This window comes from Mycolicibacterium lacusdiani (genome assembly GCF_021916785.1).
GTDB lineage: Bacteria > Actinomycetota > Actinomycetes > Mycobacteriales > Mycobacteriaceae > Mycobacterium > Mycobacterium lacusdiani.
Genome location: NZ_JAKCFC010000002.1, coordinates 721809 through 738828, shown reverse-complemented (window position 1 = coordinate 738828; position 17020 = coordinate 721809). Strand labels below are relative to the sequence as shown.

General features: G+C 68.2%; 16 protein-coding genes. 9 read left to right on the top strand and 7 right to left on the bottom strand.

Annotated features, from left to right (window positions below; genetic code table 11):
• The first annotated feature begins 66 nt into the window (after positions 1-66).
• The 3 genes from LOK44_RS08535 (at position 67) to mscL (ending at position 1688) form a co-directional block, all read left to right on the top strand.
• Positions 67-453 carry an FmdB family zinc ribbon protein gene (locus LOK44_RS08535; RefSeq protein WP_237569542.1) on the top strand — a complete coding sequence of 129 codons (387 nt, stop codon included), beginning with the start codon at positions 67-69 and terminating at the stop codon, positions 451-453.
• Between the two features lie 64 nt (positions 454-517).
• Positions 518-1180: an SAF domain-containing protein gene (locus tag LOK44_RS08530; protein WP_237569541.1), complete on the top strand. Its 663-nt coding sequence runs from the start codon at positions 518-520 to the stop codon at positions 1178-1180.
• Between the two features lie 70 nt (positions 1181-1250).
• Positions 1251-1688, top strand: a complete 438-nt coding sequence (mscL, locus tag LOK44_RS08525) for a large-conductance mechanosensitive channel protein MscL (protein WP_237569540.1) — start codon at positions 1251-1253, stop codon at positions 1686-1688.
• Between the two features lie 69 nt (positions 1689-1757).
• Here mscL and mspA (LOK44_RS08520) read toward each other — a convergent pair whose 3' ends face one another.
• The 7 genes from mspA (LOK44_RS08520) to rpmF all read right to left on the bottom strand — a co-directional run bounded on the left by mspA (LOK44_RS08520) (position 1758) and on the right by rpmF (position 8319).
• Positions 1758-2393: a porin MspA gene (gene mspA / locus LOK44_RS08520; protein ID WP_237569539.1), complete on the bottom strand. Its 636-nt coding sequence runs from the start codon at positions 2391-2393 to the stop codon at positions 1758-1760.
• Between the two features lie 124 nt (positions 2394-2517).
• On the bottom strand, positions 2518-3153 hold the full coding sequence (gene mspA / locus LOK44_RS08515) for a porin MspA (RefSeq protein WP_237569539.1): 636 nt from the start codon (positions 3151-3153) through the stop codon (positions 2518-2520).
• 698 nt (positions 3154-3851) lie between these two features.
• The gene (locus LOK44_RS08510) at positions 3852-4349 is read right to left on the bottom strand and encodes a MogA/MoaB family molybdenum cofactor biosynthesis protein (RefSeq protein WP_237569538.1); all 498 of its coding nucleotides are present in this window, start codon (positions 4347-4349) and stop codon (positions 3852-3854) included.
• A gap of 71 nt (positions 4350-4420) precedes the next feature.
• A complete protein-coding gene (locus LOK44_RS08505; RefSeq protein WP_237569537.1) occupies positions 4421-5752 on the bottom strand; it encodes a S1C family serine protease in 1332 nt (443 codons plus the stop codon).
• 153 nt (positions 5753-5905) lie between these two features.
• Positions 5906-7393 (bottom strand): HAMP domain-containing sensor histidine kinase, encoded by a 1488-nt coding sequence (locus LOK44_RS08500; RefSeq protein WP_237569536.1) that lies wholly within the window; start codon positions 7391-7393, stop codon positions 5906-5908.
• Positions 7393-8079 (bottom strand): response regulator transcription factor, encoded by a 687-nt coding sequence (locus LOK44_RS08495; protein ID WP_237569535.1) that lies wholly within the window; start codon positions 8077-8079, stop codon positions 7393-7395. Before LOK44_RS08495 ends, LOK44_RS08500 begins: the two co-directional genes overlap by 1 nt.
• 66 nt (positions 8080-8145) lie before the next feature.
• Positions 8146-8319, bottom strand: a complete 174-nt coding sequence (rpmF, locus tag LOK44_RS08490) for a 50S ribosomal protein L32 (RefSeq protein ID WP_237569797.1) — start codon at positions 8317-8319, stop codon at positions 8146-8148.
• 214 nt (positions 8320-8533) lie between these two features.
• Here rpmF and LOK44_RS08485 point away from each other — a divergent pair, with 214 nt between their 5' ends.
• The 6 genes from LOK44_RS08485 (at position 8534) to LOK44_RS08460 (ending at position 16970) form a co-directional block, all read left to right on the top strand.
• Positions 8534-10234 (top strand): acyclic terpene utilization AtuA family protein, encoded by a 1701-nt coding sequence (locus tag LOK44_RS08485; RefSeq protein WP_237569534.1) that lies wholly within the window; start codon positions 8534-8536, stop codon positions 10232-10234.
• On the top strand, positions 10231-11379 hold the full coding sequence (locus LOK44_RS08480; protein ID WP_237569533.1) for an acyl-CoA dehydrogenase family protein: 1149 nt from the start codon (positions 10231-10233) through the stop codon (positions 11377-11379). Before LOK44_RS08485 ends, LOK44_RS08480 begins: the two co-directional genes overlap by 4 nt.
• The gene (locus tag LOK44_RS08475; RefSeq protein WP_237569532.1) at positions 11376-12971 is read left to right on the top strand and encodes an acyl-CoA carboxylase subunit beta; all 1596 of its coding nucleotides are present in this window, start codon (positions 11376-11378) and stop codon (positions 12969-12971) included. The genes LOK44_RS08480 and LOK44_RS08475 overlap by 4 nt, the downstream gene beginning before the upstream one ends.
• A gap of 79 nt (positions 12972-13050) precedes the next feature.
• Positions 13051-15021: an ATP-binding protein gene (locus LOK44_RS08470; RefSeq protein ID WP_237569531.1), complete on the top strand. Its 1971-nt coding sequence runs from the start codon at positions 13051-13053 to the stop codon at positions 15019-15021.
• A 15-nt stretch (positions 15022-15036) separates the two neighbouring features.
• On the top strand, positions 15037-16194 hold the full coding sequence (locus tag LOK44_RS08465; RefSeq protein ID WP_237569530.1) for an acyl-CoA dehydrogenase family protein: 1158 nt from the start codon (positions 15037-15039) through the stop codon (positions 16192-16194).
• The gene (locus tag LOK44_RS08460) at positions 16194-16970 is read left to right on the top strand and encodes an enoyl-CoA hydratase family protein (protein ID WP_237569529.1); all 777 of its coding nucleotides are present in this window, start codon (positions 16194-16196) and stop codon (positions 16968-16970) included. Before LOK44_RS08465 ends, LOK44_RS08460 begins: the two co-directional genes overlap by 1 nt.
• The last annotated feature ends 50 nt before the right edge of the window (positions 16971-17020 follow it).

The following is a 17020-nucleotide window of genomic DNA, read 5'->3' as shown; positions in this document are numbered from 1 at the left end:
CGCTTGGCGGTTCTAGCACTTGCACCGGTAGAGTGCTAACAAGTTTGACCATCTTCGGAGGTTCACGTGCCGACCTATTCGTACGCATGTACTGAGTGCGACAACCGCTTCGACGCCGTACAGGCGTTCACTGACGATGCGCTGACGACGTGCCCGCAGTGCTCGGGTCGTCTGCGCAAGCTCTTCGGCAAGGTCGGCGTCGTCTTCAAGGGCAGCGGCTTCTACCGCACCGACAGTCGCGATGCGGCCAAGAGTTCGTCGAGCAGCTCGTCGAACGGCGATTCGTCGTCGTCGACGTCGTCCTCGTCGGAGTCGTCGAGTTCGGCAGGCAAGGACTCCGGCAGCAAGGAATCGAGCAGCTCGAGTTCCAGCTCGTCTAATTCGTCCTCGAGCGACGGCGGCAGCAAGTCGTCGTCGAGCAGCACGGCTCCGGCCTCCGCCGGCTCCAAGTAGAGGTTGTCCACAGGCCTGCGCGCCAGGCATGTTCACCCGGACCGTCGCTCTCTAGCGTGAGGGCATGGGGCATTCGCTCGACCCGTCGGCATGGGGCCGCCTCGCGGCACTACGCCCCGACTGGACGCGTACCGTCGCCGCCCGCCGCGCGCTCGCGGGTGCCCTCGTCGTGCTGGCCGCCGTGGCCGCCCTACGCCCGGATCCAGCCGACGGACGCGTCGACGTCGTCGTCGCCGCCCGGGACCTGGCCCCCGGCACCGCGCTCACCGACGCCGACGTCCTCGTCGAATCCCATTCGGCAACAACGGTTCCCGACGGCGCGCAGTCCGACATCGACGGGCTGGTCGGCATGAACCTGGCCGGGCCCGCCCGACGCGGCGAGGTCATCACCGACGTGCGCCTACTGACCCCGCGTCTGACCGAAGCCACCGCAGGGCCGGACGCGAGGGTCGTGGCACTGGACCTCGCCGACGCGGCGCTGCTCGACCTGCTGCGGCCCGGTGACGTCGTCGACGTACTCGCTGCCCCATCGACCCTGCCCGGCGATCACGCCGACGCCCCGCCACGGGTGCTGGCTGCCGAGGCCGTCGTCGTGCTGGTGTCGCAGCGGTCGTCGTCGCCAACGAGCGGCGATCAGCGCGTCGTACTCGTCGCGCTGCCCTCACGCTCCGCGACCGAGGTAGCGGGCGCATCCCTCACCCAGGCACTCACGCTCACGCTGCGGTGACGCGGTACTCCACACGCCTGCGGCGAGTTACGGTTGGGGCGCAATCGTCACGTCCGGAAGGGGACAGCTCGTGCTCAAGGGCTTCAAGGAGTTTCTCGCTCGCGGCAACATCATCGACCTCTCGGTCGCGGTCGTCATCGGCACCGCGTTCACGGCACTGGTCAAGTCGTTCACCGACACGATCATCACGCCGCTCACCAGTCGCATCGGCGCCAGCGGTACCGACGTCGGGCTGCTCAAGGTCAGCATCGGCGGCGGCCAGACCATCGACCTCAACGTCTTGATCTCTGCGACCATCAACTTCGTCCTGGTCGCGGCCGTCGTCTACTTCCTCGTGGTGGCGCCCTACAACCGCCTGCGCAAGCGAGGCGAGGTGGAACAGGCTCAGGACACCGAACTGAGCCTGCTCACCGAGATCCGCGACCTGCTGGTCGACGGACGCGGCAGCGCACCCGGTGCCGGGCCCAGCCCGGATACGGCGAAGGTGACGAGCGCCGACAAGGACTGACCCTCACAGAGAAAGAAGACAGCCCCCCGGCCGGAGCCGGGGGGCTGTTCTCGATGAGCGGGCGAACGGTTAGTTCATGTTCCAGGGCTCGCCGTAGGTGGTGACGCTGTCGCCGGTGCTCGAGATCAAGCGGGCGAACGGACGCAGCAGCACGCCACCGGCAGCACCGGTCACCGTTCCATGCGCGTTGGAGACGGCAACCGCACCGTCGGGACCCGCGACGTCCACCGAGAAGGTGGCGACTTCCTGGATGCCGGGGCCGTTGCCCAGGTCAGCACTGAAGGACACGCCGGGGAACAGGTTCGGGGTGATGACCGACTCCAGGCCGAAGGGAGGGCCGGTGATGTCGCCATCGTCGATCAGGATGTTCGGGGTGGTGTACGAGAAGTTGATGCCCACACCGAGCGACCAGGGGAAGCCGATCTGGTAACCCAGCTCCAGCGTTCCCTCGAACTCATCGGCACCGGGGCCCGCGACGATGTACTTGGCCTTGCCCGAGTGGAACCACTCACGGGTGAGCCGGTTGCGGTCCAGGGGGAACACGCCATTGAGGAACGTGTCCCACTGCTGGACGGTCAGCGTGCGGTCCTTGCCGTCAACGAGGCTCAGCTCGTTGTCCAGACCTGCGTGTGAGGTGCCCGTGCTCGCGAACAGAGCCGCGATGGTCGCGACCAACGCGACCAGCACCCGACTAATTGCCTTCATTTGGGTTGACCCTTCTAGATGGTGAACTGCGGTGACTGCGGCCCTGCGGAGCGAGCGTGCCGGCCGGACCGAAGTCCGACCGGCACGCACCGCTACTTGGTGATCGTCACAGGAGTGACAATTGTTAATTCATGTTCCAGGGCTCGCCGTAGGTGGTGACGCTGTCGCCGGTGCTCGAGATCAAGCGGGCGAACGGACGCAGCAGCACGCCACCGGCAGCACCGGTCACCGTTCCATGCGCGTTGGAGACGGCAACCGCACCGTCGGGACCCGCGACGTCCACCGAGAAGGTGGCGACTTCCTGGATGCCGGGGCCGTTGCCCAGGTCAGCACTGAAGGACACGCCGGGGAACAGGTTCGGGGTGATGACCGACTCCAGGCCGAAGGGAGGGCCGGTGATGTCGCCATCGTCGATCAGGATGTTCGGGGTGGTGTACGAGAAGTTGATGCCCACACCGAGCGACCAGGGGAAGCCGATCTGGTAACCCAGCTCCAGCGTTCCCTCGAACTCATCGGCACCGGGGCCCGCGACGATGTACTTGGCCTTGCCCGAGTGGAACCACTCACGGGTGAGCCGGTTGCGGTCCAGGGGGAACACGCCATTGAGGAACGTGTCCCACTGCTGGACGGTCAGCGTGCGGTCCTTGCCGTCAACGAGGCTCAGCTCGTTGTCCAGACCTGCGTGTGAGGTGCCCGTGCTCGCGAACAGAGCCGCGATGGTCGCGACCAACGCGACCAGCACCCGACTGATTGCCTTCATGTTCTCCCTTTTGTGTCGAAGGTGATCCGGCAGGCTCACCGCGGTGGTTCCGGTGGGTGGTCTTACGCCTCAACCACACACCGTGCAAGAGCTTCATGTGAGCGGAATTAGAAAGTCCACATGTTGCTCTTATCAATCGCTCATCGTTGACAGCAGAAACATAACGGTGAGGCATCCCCCCGGCAACGCAAGCGATTCTCGAGTTTGGGAGACGCACAGGCGAAGAAGCGATTTGCTGAGGCGTACCGAAGCCGACTCGTGTACGGGCCCGTCTACGAAGGCACTACGTCATCGACGCCGGTCACATACCGAAAGTATCCAAGGGACGAAGTGCGCACCTCGGGCCCGCCGCATTTCGCTCAGCGGGAAAGCACAGGTCAGCCGTGGTGTGGCGGGACGTTGTCCCGCAGCCAGCGATCTCGGTCCGGATCGTCGTCGGGGCGGGTGTCGTCGCGCTCGTCACTAGTGATAGTGGGAATGGATTCGCCGAAGATCTTGTTAACTACATCCCGCGTTGGCCGCGCTGGGTCGCTCATGAGATCCACCCGGTGTGACGAAGATCACAGTTGGCGCATCGGCGCTGTTCACCGTGCGTTAACACAACACGGGTGTGACGTACGAGGTTTGGCGTCACCACGAGCATTGCTCCACCTGTGCCCCTGAGACCGAGACCGAGGTCCGGTCGCCTGAACACCGGCTCAGATGTCCAGGCTGGATAGCTGGGCGATGACCTGAGTCGCGAGCGGACCCAAAGTGGCCATGCCGTCGCGTACCGCGCCACGTGAACCGGGGATGTTGACGACGAGCGTGCTGCCGGAGATGCCGGCCAGGCCGCGGGAGACGCCGGCGTCGACGATGCCCGCCGACAACCCGGACGCCCGCAGCGCCTCGGAGATGCCGAGGAGTTCCCTGTCGAGGATCGTGCGCGTGGCCTCGGGCGTGACGTCGCGCGGCGTGACACCGGTGCCACCGACGGAGATCACCAGGTCGACGCCGCCGATGACGGCGGTGTTGAGCGCGTTGCGGATCTCGACCTCGTCGGACGCCACGACGACGACCCCGTCGACGACGAATCCCGCCTCACCCAATAGTTCGGTGACCAACGGACCGCTGTGGTCCTCCTCGTCGCCATGCGCGGTGCGATCATCGACGACCACGACCAGCGCGCGGCCCACCAGTTCCGACGGCTGTTCCATGAACTCAACCGTATATGGCCCGACCGACGCGGGCGTGACCATTCTCAGCTCGGGTCGCCCCGGCGCGATGGTCACTGGGCGGCCTTGCCAAGGGTGACCTGCACGGTCTGCGGCTTGCCCGACGGATCGAGGTAGGTCAGCGTGACCTGGTCGCCGGGCGCCTTCGAGCGGACGGCTGCCACGAGCGCGTCGGCGCTGCCGATCACCCGGTCGTCGACCTTGGTGACGACGACGCCGCTGGGCAGACCTGCGGCCGCCGCAGCGCCACCGCTGGTGACGTCGACGATCTTGGCGCCGTCCGCCGCCGCGTCGTTGCCCACCTGCACGCCCAGCGAGGCGTGCGAAGCGGTGCCGTTCTGGATGAGTTCGTCGGCGATGCGCTTGGCCTGGTCGACCGGGATGGCGAAGCCGAGCCCGATCGAACCACTCTGCGACTGCGCCGAATCGCCGCCCAGCGTGGCGATCGCGGAGTTCACGCCGACGAGTTCGCCGTTCATGTTCACCAGCGCGCCGCCCGAGTTACCCGGATTGATCGCGGCGTCGGTCTGGATCGCGTCGAGCACGGTGTTCTGGTTCTTCACATCGCCGCCTGCGGCCACGGGCCGGTTCAGCGCGCTGACGATTCCGGTGGTGACGGTGCCCTCGAGTCCGAGTGGCGATCCGATGGCCACCACGTCCTGGCCGACGCGCAGATTGCCCGAGGAGCCCACGGTGATGGGCGTCAGGTCCCTGGCGTTGTCGGCGCGGACCACGGCGATGTCACTGCTCGGGTCGGTGCCCACGACGGTGAACGACGTGGTGGCTCCGTTGGCGAAGGTGACCTTGGTCTGGACGGCACCGCCGCCGGGGCCGCCGTCCTTGGCAGCCGAGACGACGTGGTTGTTGGTGAGGATCAGTCCGTCGGACGACAGGATGATGCCCGAGCCCTCCTCGGACTGCCTGCCCATGTCGGTCTCCAACTTGACCACGCTGGGAACGACCTTGGCGGCGACCTGCTCGACGGAGCCGGCGGGCAGGCTGGCCGCGGGCTCGCCGGGGGTTGCACCGGAGACCGAGGACACCGATGCCCGGTCGGGCTCGACCAGCGTTGCTACACCGCCGCCGATTCCGGCCGACACCAGTGCGATCGCGAGCGCTCCGACCGTCAAAGCGCCTGCGCGCGAACGGGTCTGCTGCGCGGGCACCGGCCCACCCGGCATGACGCGGGTCTGCGGACCCCCGGCGTACGGATCGTGCGGGCCGCGGTAGCCGTGCTGTTGGGTCGCGTAGCGCCAGTCGTAGTTCGGCTGCTGCGGACCTGGACGAGCCTGCCCACCCGGGTAACCAGGCGCCGCGTGGTCATAGCCACCGGGACGCGGGCCCTGCGGCGGCTGCGGCGGCGAATACCTCGGGTGGTTCGTCATCTGCGGTCTGCGCTCTTCCTTCGAATCGGTGCCTGGTCGATCAGTACGTACAACGAAACGCTCGTCCAGACAGTGCCCCCCTGGGCTGAGAATCCACTTAGAGATTCTTCGGGGCAGGCCGAGACTTTCTCCCGACCGCCAGACCAATCACCCTCAATCATCGACGCCCGCGTTCGACCCGTCCACTGCAGCGCCCGCGCGTGTCGCCATGGGGCGACCGGGTAGCACCACGTGGATGGAGGTCCCCGGCGGGTCGGCGCCAGGCACGGTGTCCTCGATCCACAGTGTCCCACCGTGTTTCAGCACGACCTGCTTCACGATCGCCAGCCCCAGGCCCGAGCCGGGCATCGCCCGCGCGGCCGTCGAGCGGAAGAAGCGCTCGAAGACCAGTGCCCGTTCGTCGGCGGGGATGCCGGGGCCGTGGTCGGCGACGACGAGCGTTGCGTTGACCGGATCGATCTGGACCAGCCGGACCCCGACGCGTCCGCCGGGCGGACTCCACTTGGCCGCGTTGTCGAGCAGGTTCAGCACGGCGCGCGACAGACCAGCGGCATCGCCGTCGACCTGCCAGCCCTCCAGGAGGACGTCGAACTCGATGTCGTTGCGGCGCCGCCGAACTCGTTCGAGGCTGCGCTCGACCACCTCGGCCATGTCCACGGGCTCGTGCACGGCGATGCCCTCGTCATCGCGGGTGAGGTCGACGAGGTCGCCGACGAGGGTCGACAACTCCTCGATCTGTGCGATGACGTCGGTGCGCAGATCGTCCATCTCCTCGTCGGGCAGCCGCGGGGCGCCGGGCTGCTGTGACGCCATCAGCAGCTCGACGTTGGTGCGCAGCGAGGTCAGCGGGGTGCGCAGTTCGTGGCCCGCGTCGGAGACCAGCCGGGCCTGGCGTTCGCGCGACTCGGCGAGCGCGCGCAGCATCATGTTGAACGCCTCGGTCAGACGCGCCAGTTCGTCGCTCCCGTGCACGGGTATCGGGCGCAGATCGTCGGTCCGCGCCACCCGTTCGGCGGCCTGGGTGAGGCGGGCAACGGGTCTCAGCCCGGTGCGCGCGACGGTGCCGCCGGCGATCGCCGCGACGGCCATGCCGAGGCCGCCGACGATCAGCAGGATCGTGCCCAACCGGCTGAGCACCCGCCCCGTCGGCTCCATGCTCTTGGAGATCAGCAGCGAGCTGCCGTTGTTGAGGTGGTAGGCCAGCACCCGTTGCCCGTTGATGGTGCGCAGCGACATCCTGAGATGACCGGTGATGACGTCCTTCTCGGGCGGTCCGAGCGGCAGGGTCTGCCCCTGCTGGTTGGCGGTGTAGATCGACCGGCCGGGATTGACCAGCATGGCGTTGACGTCGGAGTACGCCGTTCCCTCGATCGCCTTGCCGGGGTCGGCCGCCAACGACCCGCTCTCGATGAGCAGTTTGGCGCGGCTCTGCAGCTGGTTGTCGACGTCCTGATACAGCGCGCGGGACACCACCACGTAGACCGCGACCGCCATGAGCACCACGACCATGGCCACCATCGACATCGCGAGCAGCATCACCCGCCAACGCAACGACACCGAACTCACGTCGTGCAGTACGTCGGTGGCCGGGCGGCCGGAGGGATTGGGCCGCCGCTTGCGCCACGGCTTCACCCGAACCATCAGGGCGGGGTCTCGCGCAACACGTAACCCACGCCGCGCACGGTGTGGATCAGTCGCGGTTCTCCCTCGGCCTCGGTCTTGCGGCGCAGATAACCGACGTAGACCTCGAGCGCGTTGCCCGACGTCGGGAAGTCGAAGCCCCACACCTCCTCGAGGATCCGGCTGCGAGTCAGCACCCGGCGGGGGTTGGTGATCAGCATCTCGAGCAGCGCGAACTCGGTGCGGGTGAGGCTGATGGCGCGCTCGCCGCGCATGACCTCGCGGGTGACGGGGTCCAGGCTGAGGTCGGAGAACGTCATTGCCACCGACTCGCCGTCGTCCTCGGGCGTCGCGCGGCGAAGCAGGGCACGCATCCGGGCCAGGAGTTCCTCGAGTGCGAACGGCTTCGGAAGGTAGTCGTCAGCGCCGGCATCGAGGCCGGCCACGCGCTCGGAGACCGAATCGCGCGCGGTGAGGACCAGGATGGGCAGATCGTCGCCCGTGCTGCGGAGCTGTCGGCAGACCTCGAGTCCGTCGAGGCGCGGCATCATCACGTCGAGGACCACCGCATCGGGGCGGGTGCTCGCAATGGATTGGAGGGCTTCCACGCCGTCCTGCGCCAATTCGACCGAGTAGCCGTTGAAGGAGAGTGAACGGCGGAGGGATTCGCGGACAGCGCGATCATCGTCTACGACAAGTATTCGCACAGCCACAGTCTCAACCCACTGTCTGAGACTGGGCTGAGAGGCGCGCCGTCAGACTGGCGCGGTGCGTCAGCGGCGGCCGAGGTCGATCAGGCCGAGGCGGGCGGCCTTGAGCAGGCGACGCGGCACCTTGTGCTGCTGACCAGCGACGTTGACGTTGACGAGCCCGGTGGCCTCGGTCTTCCACTGCGCGCGACGGCTACGGGTGTTCGAGCGCGACATCCTCCGCTTGGGCACGGCCATGACGAGCATCTCCTTGATCAGGGGTGTTGCCGCGCATACGACAGCGGCCAACGGTTGCCTAGAAGGATAGCCGCCGACCTGCGTAGCGTCCAAAACGTCGGCCGTCGCCGCCGCGGACGCACGGAGCGAGCCTTGACGCGTTACCGGAGGTATCGGCTAACCTACCGGTTGGTTGAGAGCCGTCGATGGCGATGGGAGCCCTGTTACGTTGGCAATGAATCGAGATTCGGTGCGCATCGGCAACTGCTCGGGCTTCTACGGTGACCGCCACGCGGCCATGCGGGAGATGATCACCGGCGGCGACCTGGACTACCTCACCGGTGACTACCTGGCCGAACTCACCATGCTCATCCTCGCCCGCGACCGCGCGAAGTCGCCGGAGCGGGGATACGCCAAGACCTTCCTGACCCAGCTGGAGGAATCGCTGGGGTCGGCGCTCGATCGCGGAGTGAAGATCGTCGCCAACGCAGGCGGGCTGAATCCGGCAGGCCTGGCCGAGGCCGTCCGAGCCCTCGCCGAGCGCCTTGGTCTGACGGTCGACGTCGCGCACGTCGAGGGCGACGACCTCATCAACCGTGCCGACGACCTTGGCCTAGGTCAGCCTCTTGCGGCCAACGCCTACCTCGGCGCGTGGGGCATCGCCGACTGCCTGCTCGGCGGCGCCGACGTCGTGGTGACGGGCCGGGTGACCGACGCGTCGGTGATCGTCGGTCCTGCCGCCGCGCACTTCGGCTGGAGCCGCACCGACTACGACGCGCTCGCCGGCGCCGTCGCCGCGGGACACGTCATCGAGTGCGGCACCCAGGCAACCGGCGGCAACTTCGCGTTCTTCACCGAAGTGCCCGATCTGATGCACGCCGGCTTCCCAATCGCCGAGATCGACGCGGACGGATCGTCGGTCATCACCAAGCACCCCGGCACCGGCGGACTGGTCAGCACCGACACCGTGACCGCCCAGCTGCTCTACGAGATCGGCGGCGCGCGCTACGCCAATCCCGACGTGACGCTGCGCGTCGACAGCGTGACGCTGGCCGACGACGGACCCGACCGGGTGCGGATCAGCGGAGTGCGCGGCGAGCCGCCGCCGCCCACGCTCAAGGTCTCGCTGAACTCGGTCGGCGGCTTCCGCAATGCGATGACGTTCGTGCTGACGGGGCTCGACATCGAGGCCAAGGCGGATCTGGTGCGCCGGCAGCTGGAGTCCAACCTGACCGTCGAGCCCGCGGAGATGGAGTGGACGCTCGCGCGCACCGACCATCCCGACGCCGACACCGAGGAGGCCGCCAGCGCGCTGCTGCGCTGCGTCGTCCGGGACTCCGACCCCAAGAAGGTGGGACGCCACTTCTCCTCTGCCGCAGTGGAACTGGCGCTCGCGAGCTACCCGGGCTTCACCACGACTGCACCGCCTGCCGACGGCCAGATCTACGGCGTCTTCACCGCCGGCTATGTCGACGCGACCGACGTCCCGCACGTCGCGGTCCATGGTGACGGCACCCGCGTCGACATCGCACCGGCCGAGGAGACCCAGGCACTCCAGCCCGTCGACGCGCCCGAAGTGCCCAACGCCCCCGCAGACGGACCGACCCGCCGCATGCCACTAGGGACCATCGCGGGTGCACGCAGCGGCGACAAGGGCGGCGACGCGAACGTCGGGGTGTGGGTGCGCACTCCCGAGCAGTGGCAGTGGCTGGCCCACACGCTCACCGTGGATCGACTGCGCGAATTGCTGCCCGAGACCGCGGATCTCACCGTCACCCGACATCTGCTGCCCAACCTGCGTGCGGTCAACTTCGTGATCGAGGGCATCCTCGGCCAGGGCGTCGCACATCAGGCCCGCTTCGACCCGCAGGCCAAGGGGCTCGGCGAATGGCTGAGAGCCCGCTACATGGACATCCCGGAAGGACTTCTGCCGTGAGCATCTGGACCACCCCCGAGCGTGACGCGCTTCGAAAGACGGTGCGCACCTTCGCCGAACGCGAGATCCTCCCCCACGTCGACGAATGGGAACGCGCCGGAGAGATACCGCGTGAGCTGCACCTGGCCGCCGGTGAGGCGGGCCTGCTGGGCGCGCCCTATCCAGAGGCCGTGGGCGGAGGCGGCGGGGACGGCGCCGACGCGGTGATCATCTGCGAGGAGCTGCACCAGTCCGGTGTGCCCGGTGGCGTATTCGCGTCGCTGTTCACGTGCGGGATCGCGGTTCCCCACATGATCGCCTCGGGCGACGAGCGGCTCATCGACACCTACGTCCGGCCCACGCTGCGCGGCGAGAAAATCGGCTCGCTGGCCATCACCGAGCCGGGCGGTGGCTCCGACGTCGGGCACCTGACCACCCGGGCCGACAGGGATGGCGATCACTACGTCGTCAACGGCGCGAAGACCTACATCACCTCGGGCGTGCGGGCCGACTACGTGGTCACCGCGGCGCGCACGGGCGGACCGGGGGCAGCGGGCGTGTCGCTGATCGTCGTCGACAGGGGCACACCGGGATTCGAGGTCACCCGCAAGCTCGAGAAGATGGGGTGGCGCTCCAGCGACACCGCCGAACTCGCCTACACCGACGCCCGCGTTCCCGTCGAGAACCTGGTGGGCGCCGAGAACACCGGCTTCCTGCAGATCGCCGCGGCGTTCGTCTCCGAGCGGGTGGGTCTGGCCGCGCAGGCGTACGCCAGCGCCCAACGCTGCCTCGACCTGACCGTGCAGTGGTGCCGCGACCGCGAGACGTTCGGCCGCCCGTTGATCTCACGGCAGTCGGTGCAGAACACGCTCGCCGACATGGCCCGGCGGACCGACGTCGCCCGCGTGTACACCCGGGCACTGGTCGAGCGTCAAATTGCAGGTGACCAGAACCTCATCACCGACGTGTGCTTCGCGAAGAACACCGCCGTGGAGGCCGGCGAGTGGGTGGCCAATCAGGCAGTGCAGTTGTTCGGCGGCATGGGCTACATGGTCGAGTCGGAGGTCGAGCGGCAGTACCGCGACATACGCATTCTCGGCATCGGCGGCGGGACCACCGAAATCCTGACGGGGCTGGCCGCCAAGACGCTTGGATATCAGTCGTGACCACCCTGAAGTCGACGATCGACGTCCGTTCGGCCACCTACACCGGTGCAACGGAGGCGATGGCGACCAAGATCGCCGAACTCGACGCCGAGCACGTCAAGTCGCTGGCCGGTGGCGGCACCAAGTACGTCGAGCGCCACCACGCCCGCGGCAAGCTCACCGCCCGCGAACGCGTCGAGGCGCTGCTCGACCCGGACTCGCCGTTCTTGGAGCTGAGCCCGCTGGCGGCCTGGGGCACCGACTTCACCGTCGGCGCCAGCGTGGTGACGGGCATCGGCGTCGTCGAGGGCGTCGAGTGCCTGATCGTGTCGAACGATCCGACGGTCAAGGGCGGCACCAGCAACCCGTGGACGTTGAAGAAGATCCTGCGCGCCAACCAGATCGCCCTCGAGAACCGGCTGCCGGTGATCTCGATGGTCGAGTCGGGTGGCGCCGATCTGCCGACGCAGAAGGAGATCTTCATCCCGGGCGGCCGGATGTTCCGGGACCTGACCCGGCTGTCGGCGGCGGGCATTCCCACGATCGCGCTGGTGTTCGGCAACTCGACGGCCGGTGGGGCGTACATCCCCGGCATGTCCGACCACGTGGTGATGATCAAGGAACGCTCGAAGGTGTTCCTCGCCGGTCCCCCGCTGGTGAAGATGGCCACCGGCGAGGAGTCCGACGACGAGTCGCTCGGCGGCGCCGAGATGCATTCGCGCGTATCGGGTCTCGGCGACTACTTCGCCGTCGACGAACTCGACGCCGTCCGCATCGGTAGGCGCATCGTCGCGCGCCTCAACTGGCGCAAGCAGGGCCCGACCCCGCAGCCCGTCGTCGAGCCGGTGTTCGACGCAGAGGAGCTGATCGGCATCGTGCCCGCCGATCTGCGCATCCCGTTCGACCCGCGCGAGGTCATCGCGCGCATCGTCGACGGTTCGGACTTCGACGAGTTCAAGCCGCTCTACGGCGGGTCGCTCGTCACGGGCTGGGCGACGCTGCACGGCTATCCCGTCGGCATCCTGGCCAACGCCCGCGGCGTGCTGTTCAGTGAGGAGTCGCAGAAGGCGACCCAATTCATCCAGCTGGCCAACCGCTCAGACACGCCACTGCTGTTCCTACACAACACGACCGGCTACATGGTGGGCCGCAAGTACGAGGAAGGCGGGATGATCAAGCACGGCTCGATGATGATCAACGCCGTCTCGAACTCCACGGTCCCGCACATCTCGCTGCTGATCGGCGCGTCCTACGGCGCAGGCCACTACGGCATGTGCGGTCGGGCGTACGACCCGCGCTTCCTGTTCGCGTGGCCCAGTTCGAAGTCCGCCGTCATGGGTGGCACGCAACTGGCGGGCGTGCTGTCGATCGTCAGCCGGGCGGCGGCCGAGGCCCGCGGCCAGCAGGTCGACGAAGACGCCGACGCCGCCCTGCGCGCTGCGGTCGAGGCGCAGATCGAGGCCGAGTCACTGCCGATGTTCTTGTCCGGCAGGCTGTATGACGACGGGGTCATCGACCCGCGCGACACCCGCACCGTGCTGGGGATGTGCCTGTCCGCCATCGCCAGCGGCCCGATCGAGGGGACGTCGAACTTCGGCGTCTTCCGGATGTGAGCGCCATGACGTTGGCGATTTCGGCGCGCCTTGCCGCGGTGACCGCGGGTTTCCGCGCCGAAATCGCAGAGGGAGTGAAGTGATCACCACAGTCCTGGTCGCCAACCGCGGCGAGATCGCCCGACGCGTGTTCGCCACGTGCCGACGGCTCGGCATCGGCACCGTCGCGGTGTACACCGACCCCGACGCCGCGAGCCCCCACGTCGCCGAGGCCGATGCCCGCGTGCGCCTCGATGGCCGCAACGGGTACCTCGACGTCGCGCAGTTGATCCGCGCGGCCCGCGCGTCCGGTGCCGACGCGATTCATCCCGGGTACGGATTTCTCTCGGAGAACGCAGAATTCGCCGCCGCGGTGCAGGACGAAGGAATGGTATGGATCGGCCCGCCGGTCCCGGCCGTACAGGCGATGGGCAGCAAGATCGAGGCCAAGAAGATGATGGCCGCCGCGGGTGTGCCGGTGCTGGCCGAACTCGACCCCGAGACGATCACCGCCGAACAACTGCCCGTGCTGATCAAGGCGTCTGCCGGTGGCGGCGGCCGCGGCATGCGGGTGGTCCGCGATCTGGCCGAACTGCCCAAGCAGGTCGAGGCAGCGCAGCGCGAGGCACAGTCCGCGTTCGGCGACGCGACGGTGTTCTGCGAGCGCTACCTGGCCACCGGTCATCACGTCGAGGTGCAGGTGATGGCCGACGCGCACGGCACGGTGTGGGCCGTCGGAGAGCGTGAGTGTTCCATCCAGCGCCGCCATCAGAAGATCGTCGAGGAGGCCCCGTCACCACTCGTCGAGCGCGTCGAGGGCATGCGGGACAAGCTGTTCGAAGCCGCCCGCCTGGCCGCCGAGGCGATCGACTACACCGGCGCGGGCACCGTGGAGTTCATGGCGGACTCAGATGGCCCCGGGGCGGGGTCCTTCTTCTTCCTTGAAATGAACACCCGCCTGCAGGTCGAGCATCCGGTGACGGAGGAGACGACGGGGCTCGACCTCGTCGAACTGCAGCTGCACGTGGCCGACGGCGGCCGGTTGGACCCGCAGCCTCCGCCCGCGCGAGGTCATTCGATCGAGGTGCGCCTGTACGCCGAGGACCCGTCGAAGAACTGGCAGCCCCAAGCCGGCCCCGTGCACCGGTTCGACGTGCCGACGGCGCGGGCGGCGTTCACCACCCTGGGCTCGGTCGGCGTGCGCGTCGACACCGGCGTGGTGGACGGCTCGGAGGTGTCGATCTTCTACGACCCGATGCTGGCCAAGGTCATCTCGTACGCGCCAACCCGCAGGCAGGCCGCGGCCGTGCTCGCCGACGCCCTGGTCAGGACGCGGCTGCACGGCATCACCACCAACCGCGACCTGCTGGTCAACGTGCTGCGGCACCCGGCGTTCATCGACGGCGCCACCGACACCGCGTTCTTCGACACGCACGGCCTGGCCGAGTTGGCGGCTCCGTCGACCGCACCCGGTGCCGCCCGCCTGTCGGCGATCGCCGCGGCGCTGGCCGATGCGGCCCACAACCGGAGCCGCGCAACGGCTCTGCGCGCCGTTCCCGGCGGGTGGCGCAACCTTCCGTCGGGTCACCAGGTGAAGCGGTTCACCGACGCGAGCGGTGACGAGATCGAGGTCCGGTACCGGTTCACGCGCGGTCGCCTCGAGCTGCCCGACGACGCCGACGTGGCGCTGGTGTCCTCGGCACCGGAGCAGGTGGTGCTGGCGGTCGACGGCGTCGAGCGTTCCTTCGGGGTCGCGCGCTATGGCGACACCGTGTTCGTCGACAGCCCGCTCGGGTCGGTGCGACTCACCGCACAACCGCGCTTCGGCGATCCCGACGCCGCCGTCGCTCAGGGTTCATTGCTGGCGCCGATGCCGGGCTCGGTGATCCGGGTCGCCGCCGCGGTGGGCGACCGCGTGACGGCCGGCCAGCCGCTGATCTGGCTGGAAGCCATGAAGATGGAGCACACCATCGCCGCGCCGAGCAGTGGCGTGCTCACCGAACTGAACGTCGATCCGGGCCAACAGGTGGACGTGGGCGCCGTGCTGGCCCGAGTCGCAGACCAAGACTGATTCAAGGAGAAACCAATGAGCTTCATCGAGACCGACGAGCAGAAGGAACTGCGCAAGGCCGTCGCGCAGTTCTCGGCCAACTACGGCGAGAAGTACTACCTCGAGAAGGCCCGCGCCGGTGAGCACACCACCGAGTTGTGGGAAGAGGCAGGCAAACTCGGCTTCATCGGCGTGAACCTTCCCGAGGCGTATGGCGGTGGCGGCGCCGGGATGTACGAGCTGTCGCTGGTGATGGAGGAGATGTCCGCGAGCGGCTGCGCGCTGCTGCTGATGGTGGTCTCCCCCGCCATCAACGGCACCATCATCAGCAAGTTCGGCACCGAAGAGCAGAAGCAGCGCTGGATTCCCGGCATCGCCGACGGGTCCATCACGATGGCCTTCGCGATCACCGAGCCCGACGCCGGATCCAACTCGCACCGGATCACGACGACCGCGCGCCGCGACGGCAGCGACTGGATCCTGTCCGGACAGAAGGTGTACATCTCGGGCGTCGACCAGGCCCAGGCGATCCTCGTGGTCGGCCGCACCGAGGAGGCGAAGACCGGAAATTTGAAGCCTGCGCTGTTCATCGTGCCCACCGATGCTCCCGGCCTGTCGTGGACCAAGATCGACATGGAGATCGTCAGCCCGGAGAACCAGTTCCAGTTGTTCCTCGACGACGTCCGGCTGCCTGCCGATGCGCTCGTCGGCTCCGAGGACGCCGCGATCGCGCAGCTGTTCGCGGGCCTCAACCCGGAGCGCATCATGGGTGCGGCGAGCGCCGTCGGCATGGGACGCTTCGCGATCAACAAGGCCACCGAGTACGTCAAGACGCGGCAGGTGTGGAAGACGCCGATCGGTGCGCACCAGGGCATCTCGCATCCTTTGGCGCAGAACCACATAGAGGTCGAACTGGCCAAGCTGATGATGCAGAAGGCCGCGACGCTCTACGACCTCGGCGACGACGGCGGCGCCGCAGAGGCCGCGAACATGGCGAAGTACGCCGCGGGCGAGGCGTCGGTGCGCGCCGTCGACCAGGCCGTGCAGTCCCTCGGCGGCAACGGCTTGACCAAGGAGTACGGCATCGCGTCGGTGCTCGTCGCGTCACGGCTGGCCCGCATCGCACCGGTCAGCCGCGAGATGATCCTGAACTTCGTCGCGCAGACGTCGCTGGGCCTCCCCCGGTCGTACTGATGAGCGCTGACACACTCGTCCACTACTCCGTCGAGGCGGGCGTCGCACGCCTGACGCTGGACTCACCGCACAACCGCAATGCGCTGTCCACCGCGTTGGTGACCCAGTTGCACGACGGGCTGGCGACCGCAGCGGCCGACCCGACGGTGCGGTGCGTCGTCCTCGGGCACGAGGGCGGCACGTTTTGCGCGGGTGCTGATCTCAGCGAGGCGGCAGGCCGCGATCCCGGCGACCTGGCAGTCGACCGCGCCCGCGAGATGACCCAGGTGTTGCGCGCCATCCTCGAGCTTCCGGTGCCGGTGATCGGGGCGATCGACGGGCACGTTCGCGCAGGCGGTCTGGGGTTGGTCGGCGCCTGCGACATCGTGGTCGCCGGGCCGGCGAGCACGTTCGCGCTGACCGAGGCGCGCATCGGCGTTGCACCTTCGGTGATCTCGCTGACCCTGCTGCCGAAGATGACGGCGCGCGCCGCGGGACGCTACTTCGTCAGCGGTGAGAAGTTCGGCGCCGGCGAGGCGGCGGCCATCGGGCTCATCACGGTCGCCTCCGACGACGTGGCGGGCACCGTCGCAGCGCTGGCCGCCGACGTCGCCAAGGGTTCGCCGCAGGGCCTCGCCGCGTCGAAGGCGCTCACGACCGCGTCGATCCTGCAGTCGTTCGACCAGCACGCCGACGCGCTGGCCGAGCAATCCGCCGCGCTGTTCGTCTCGGAGGAGGCCCGCGAGGGCATGCTGGCCTTCCTGGAGAAGCGGCCGCCCCGCTGGGCGTCGGCGTAGCGTCGTGGGTAGTCGCCGCCGACACTTCGAGGCGACGTTGCCGAGTTGGA

What these genes read in the sequence shown, in the direction of transcription:
- LOK44_RS08510 (WP_237569538.1), bottom strand. Translation starts at nt 4,349, where the DNA reads ATGGAACAGCCGTCGGAACTGGTGGGCCGCGCGCTGGTCGTGGTCGTC.
- LOK44_RS08505 (WP_237569537.1), bottom strand. Translation starts at nt 5,752, where the DNA reads ATGACGAACCACCCGAGGTATTCGCCGCCGCAGCCGCCGCAGGGCCCG.
- LOK44_RS08460 (WP_237569529.1), top strand. Translation starts at nt 16,194, where the DNA reads ATGAGCGCTGACACACTCGTCCACTACTCCGTCGAGGCGGGCGTCGCA.
- mspA (WP_237569539.1), bottom strand. Translation starts at nt 3,153, where the DNA reads ATGAAGGCAATCAGTCGGGTGCTGGTCGCGTTGGTCGCGACCATCGCG.
- LOK44_RS08465 (WP_237569530.1), top strand. Translation starts at nt 15,037, where the DNA reads ATGAGCTTCATCGAGACCGACGAGCAGAAGGAACTGCGCAAGGCCGTC.
- mspA (WP_237569539.1), bottom strand. Translation starts at nt 2,393, where the DNA reads ATGAAGGCAATTAGTCGGGTGCTGGTCGCGTTGGTCGCGACCATCGCG.
- rpmF (WP_237569797.1), bottom strand. Translation starts at nt 8,319, where the DNA reads ATGGCCGTGCCCAAGCGGAGGATGTCGCGCTCGAACACCCGTAGCCGT.
- LOK44_RS08500 (WP_237569536.1), bottom strand. Translation starts at nt 7,393, where the DNA reads ATGGTTCGGGTGAAGCCGTGGCGCAAGCGGCGGCCCAATCCCTCCGGC.
- LOK44_RS08485 (WP_237569534.1), top strand. Translation starts at nt 8,534, where the DNA reads ATGAATCGAGATTCGGTGCGCATCGGCAACTGCTCGGGCTTCTACGGT.
- LOK44_RS08530 (WP_237569541.1), top strand. Translation starts at nt 518, where the DNA reads ATGGGGCATTCGCTCGACCCGTCGGCATGGGGCCGCCTCGCGGCACTA.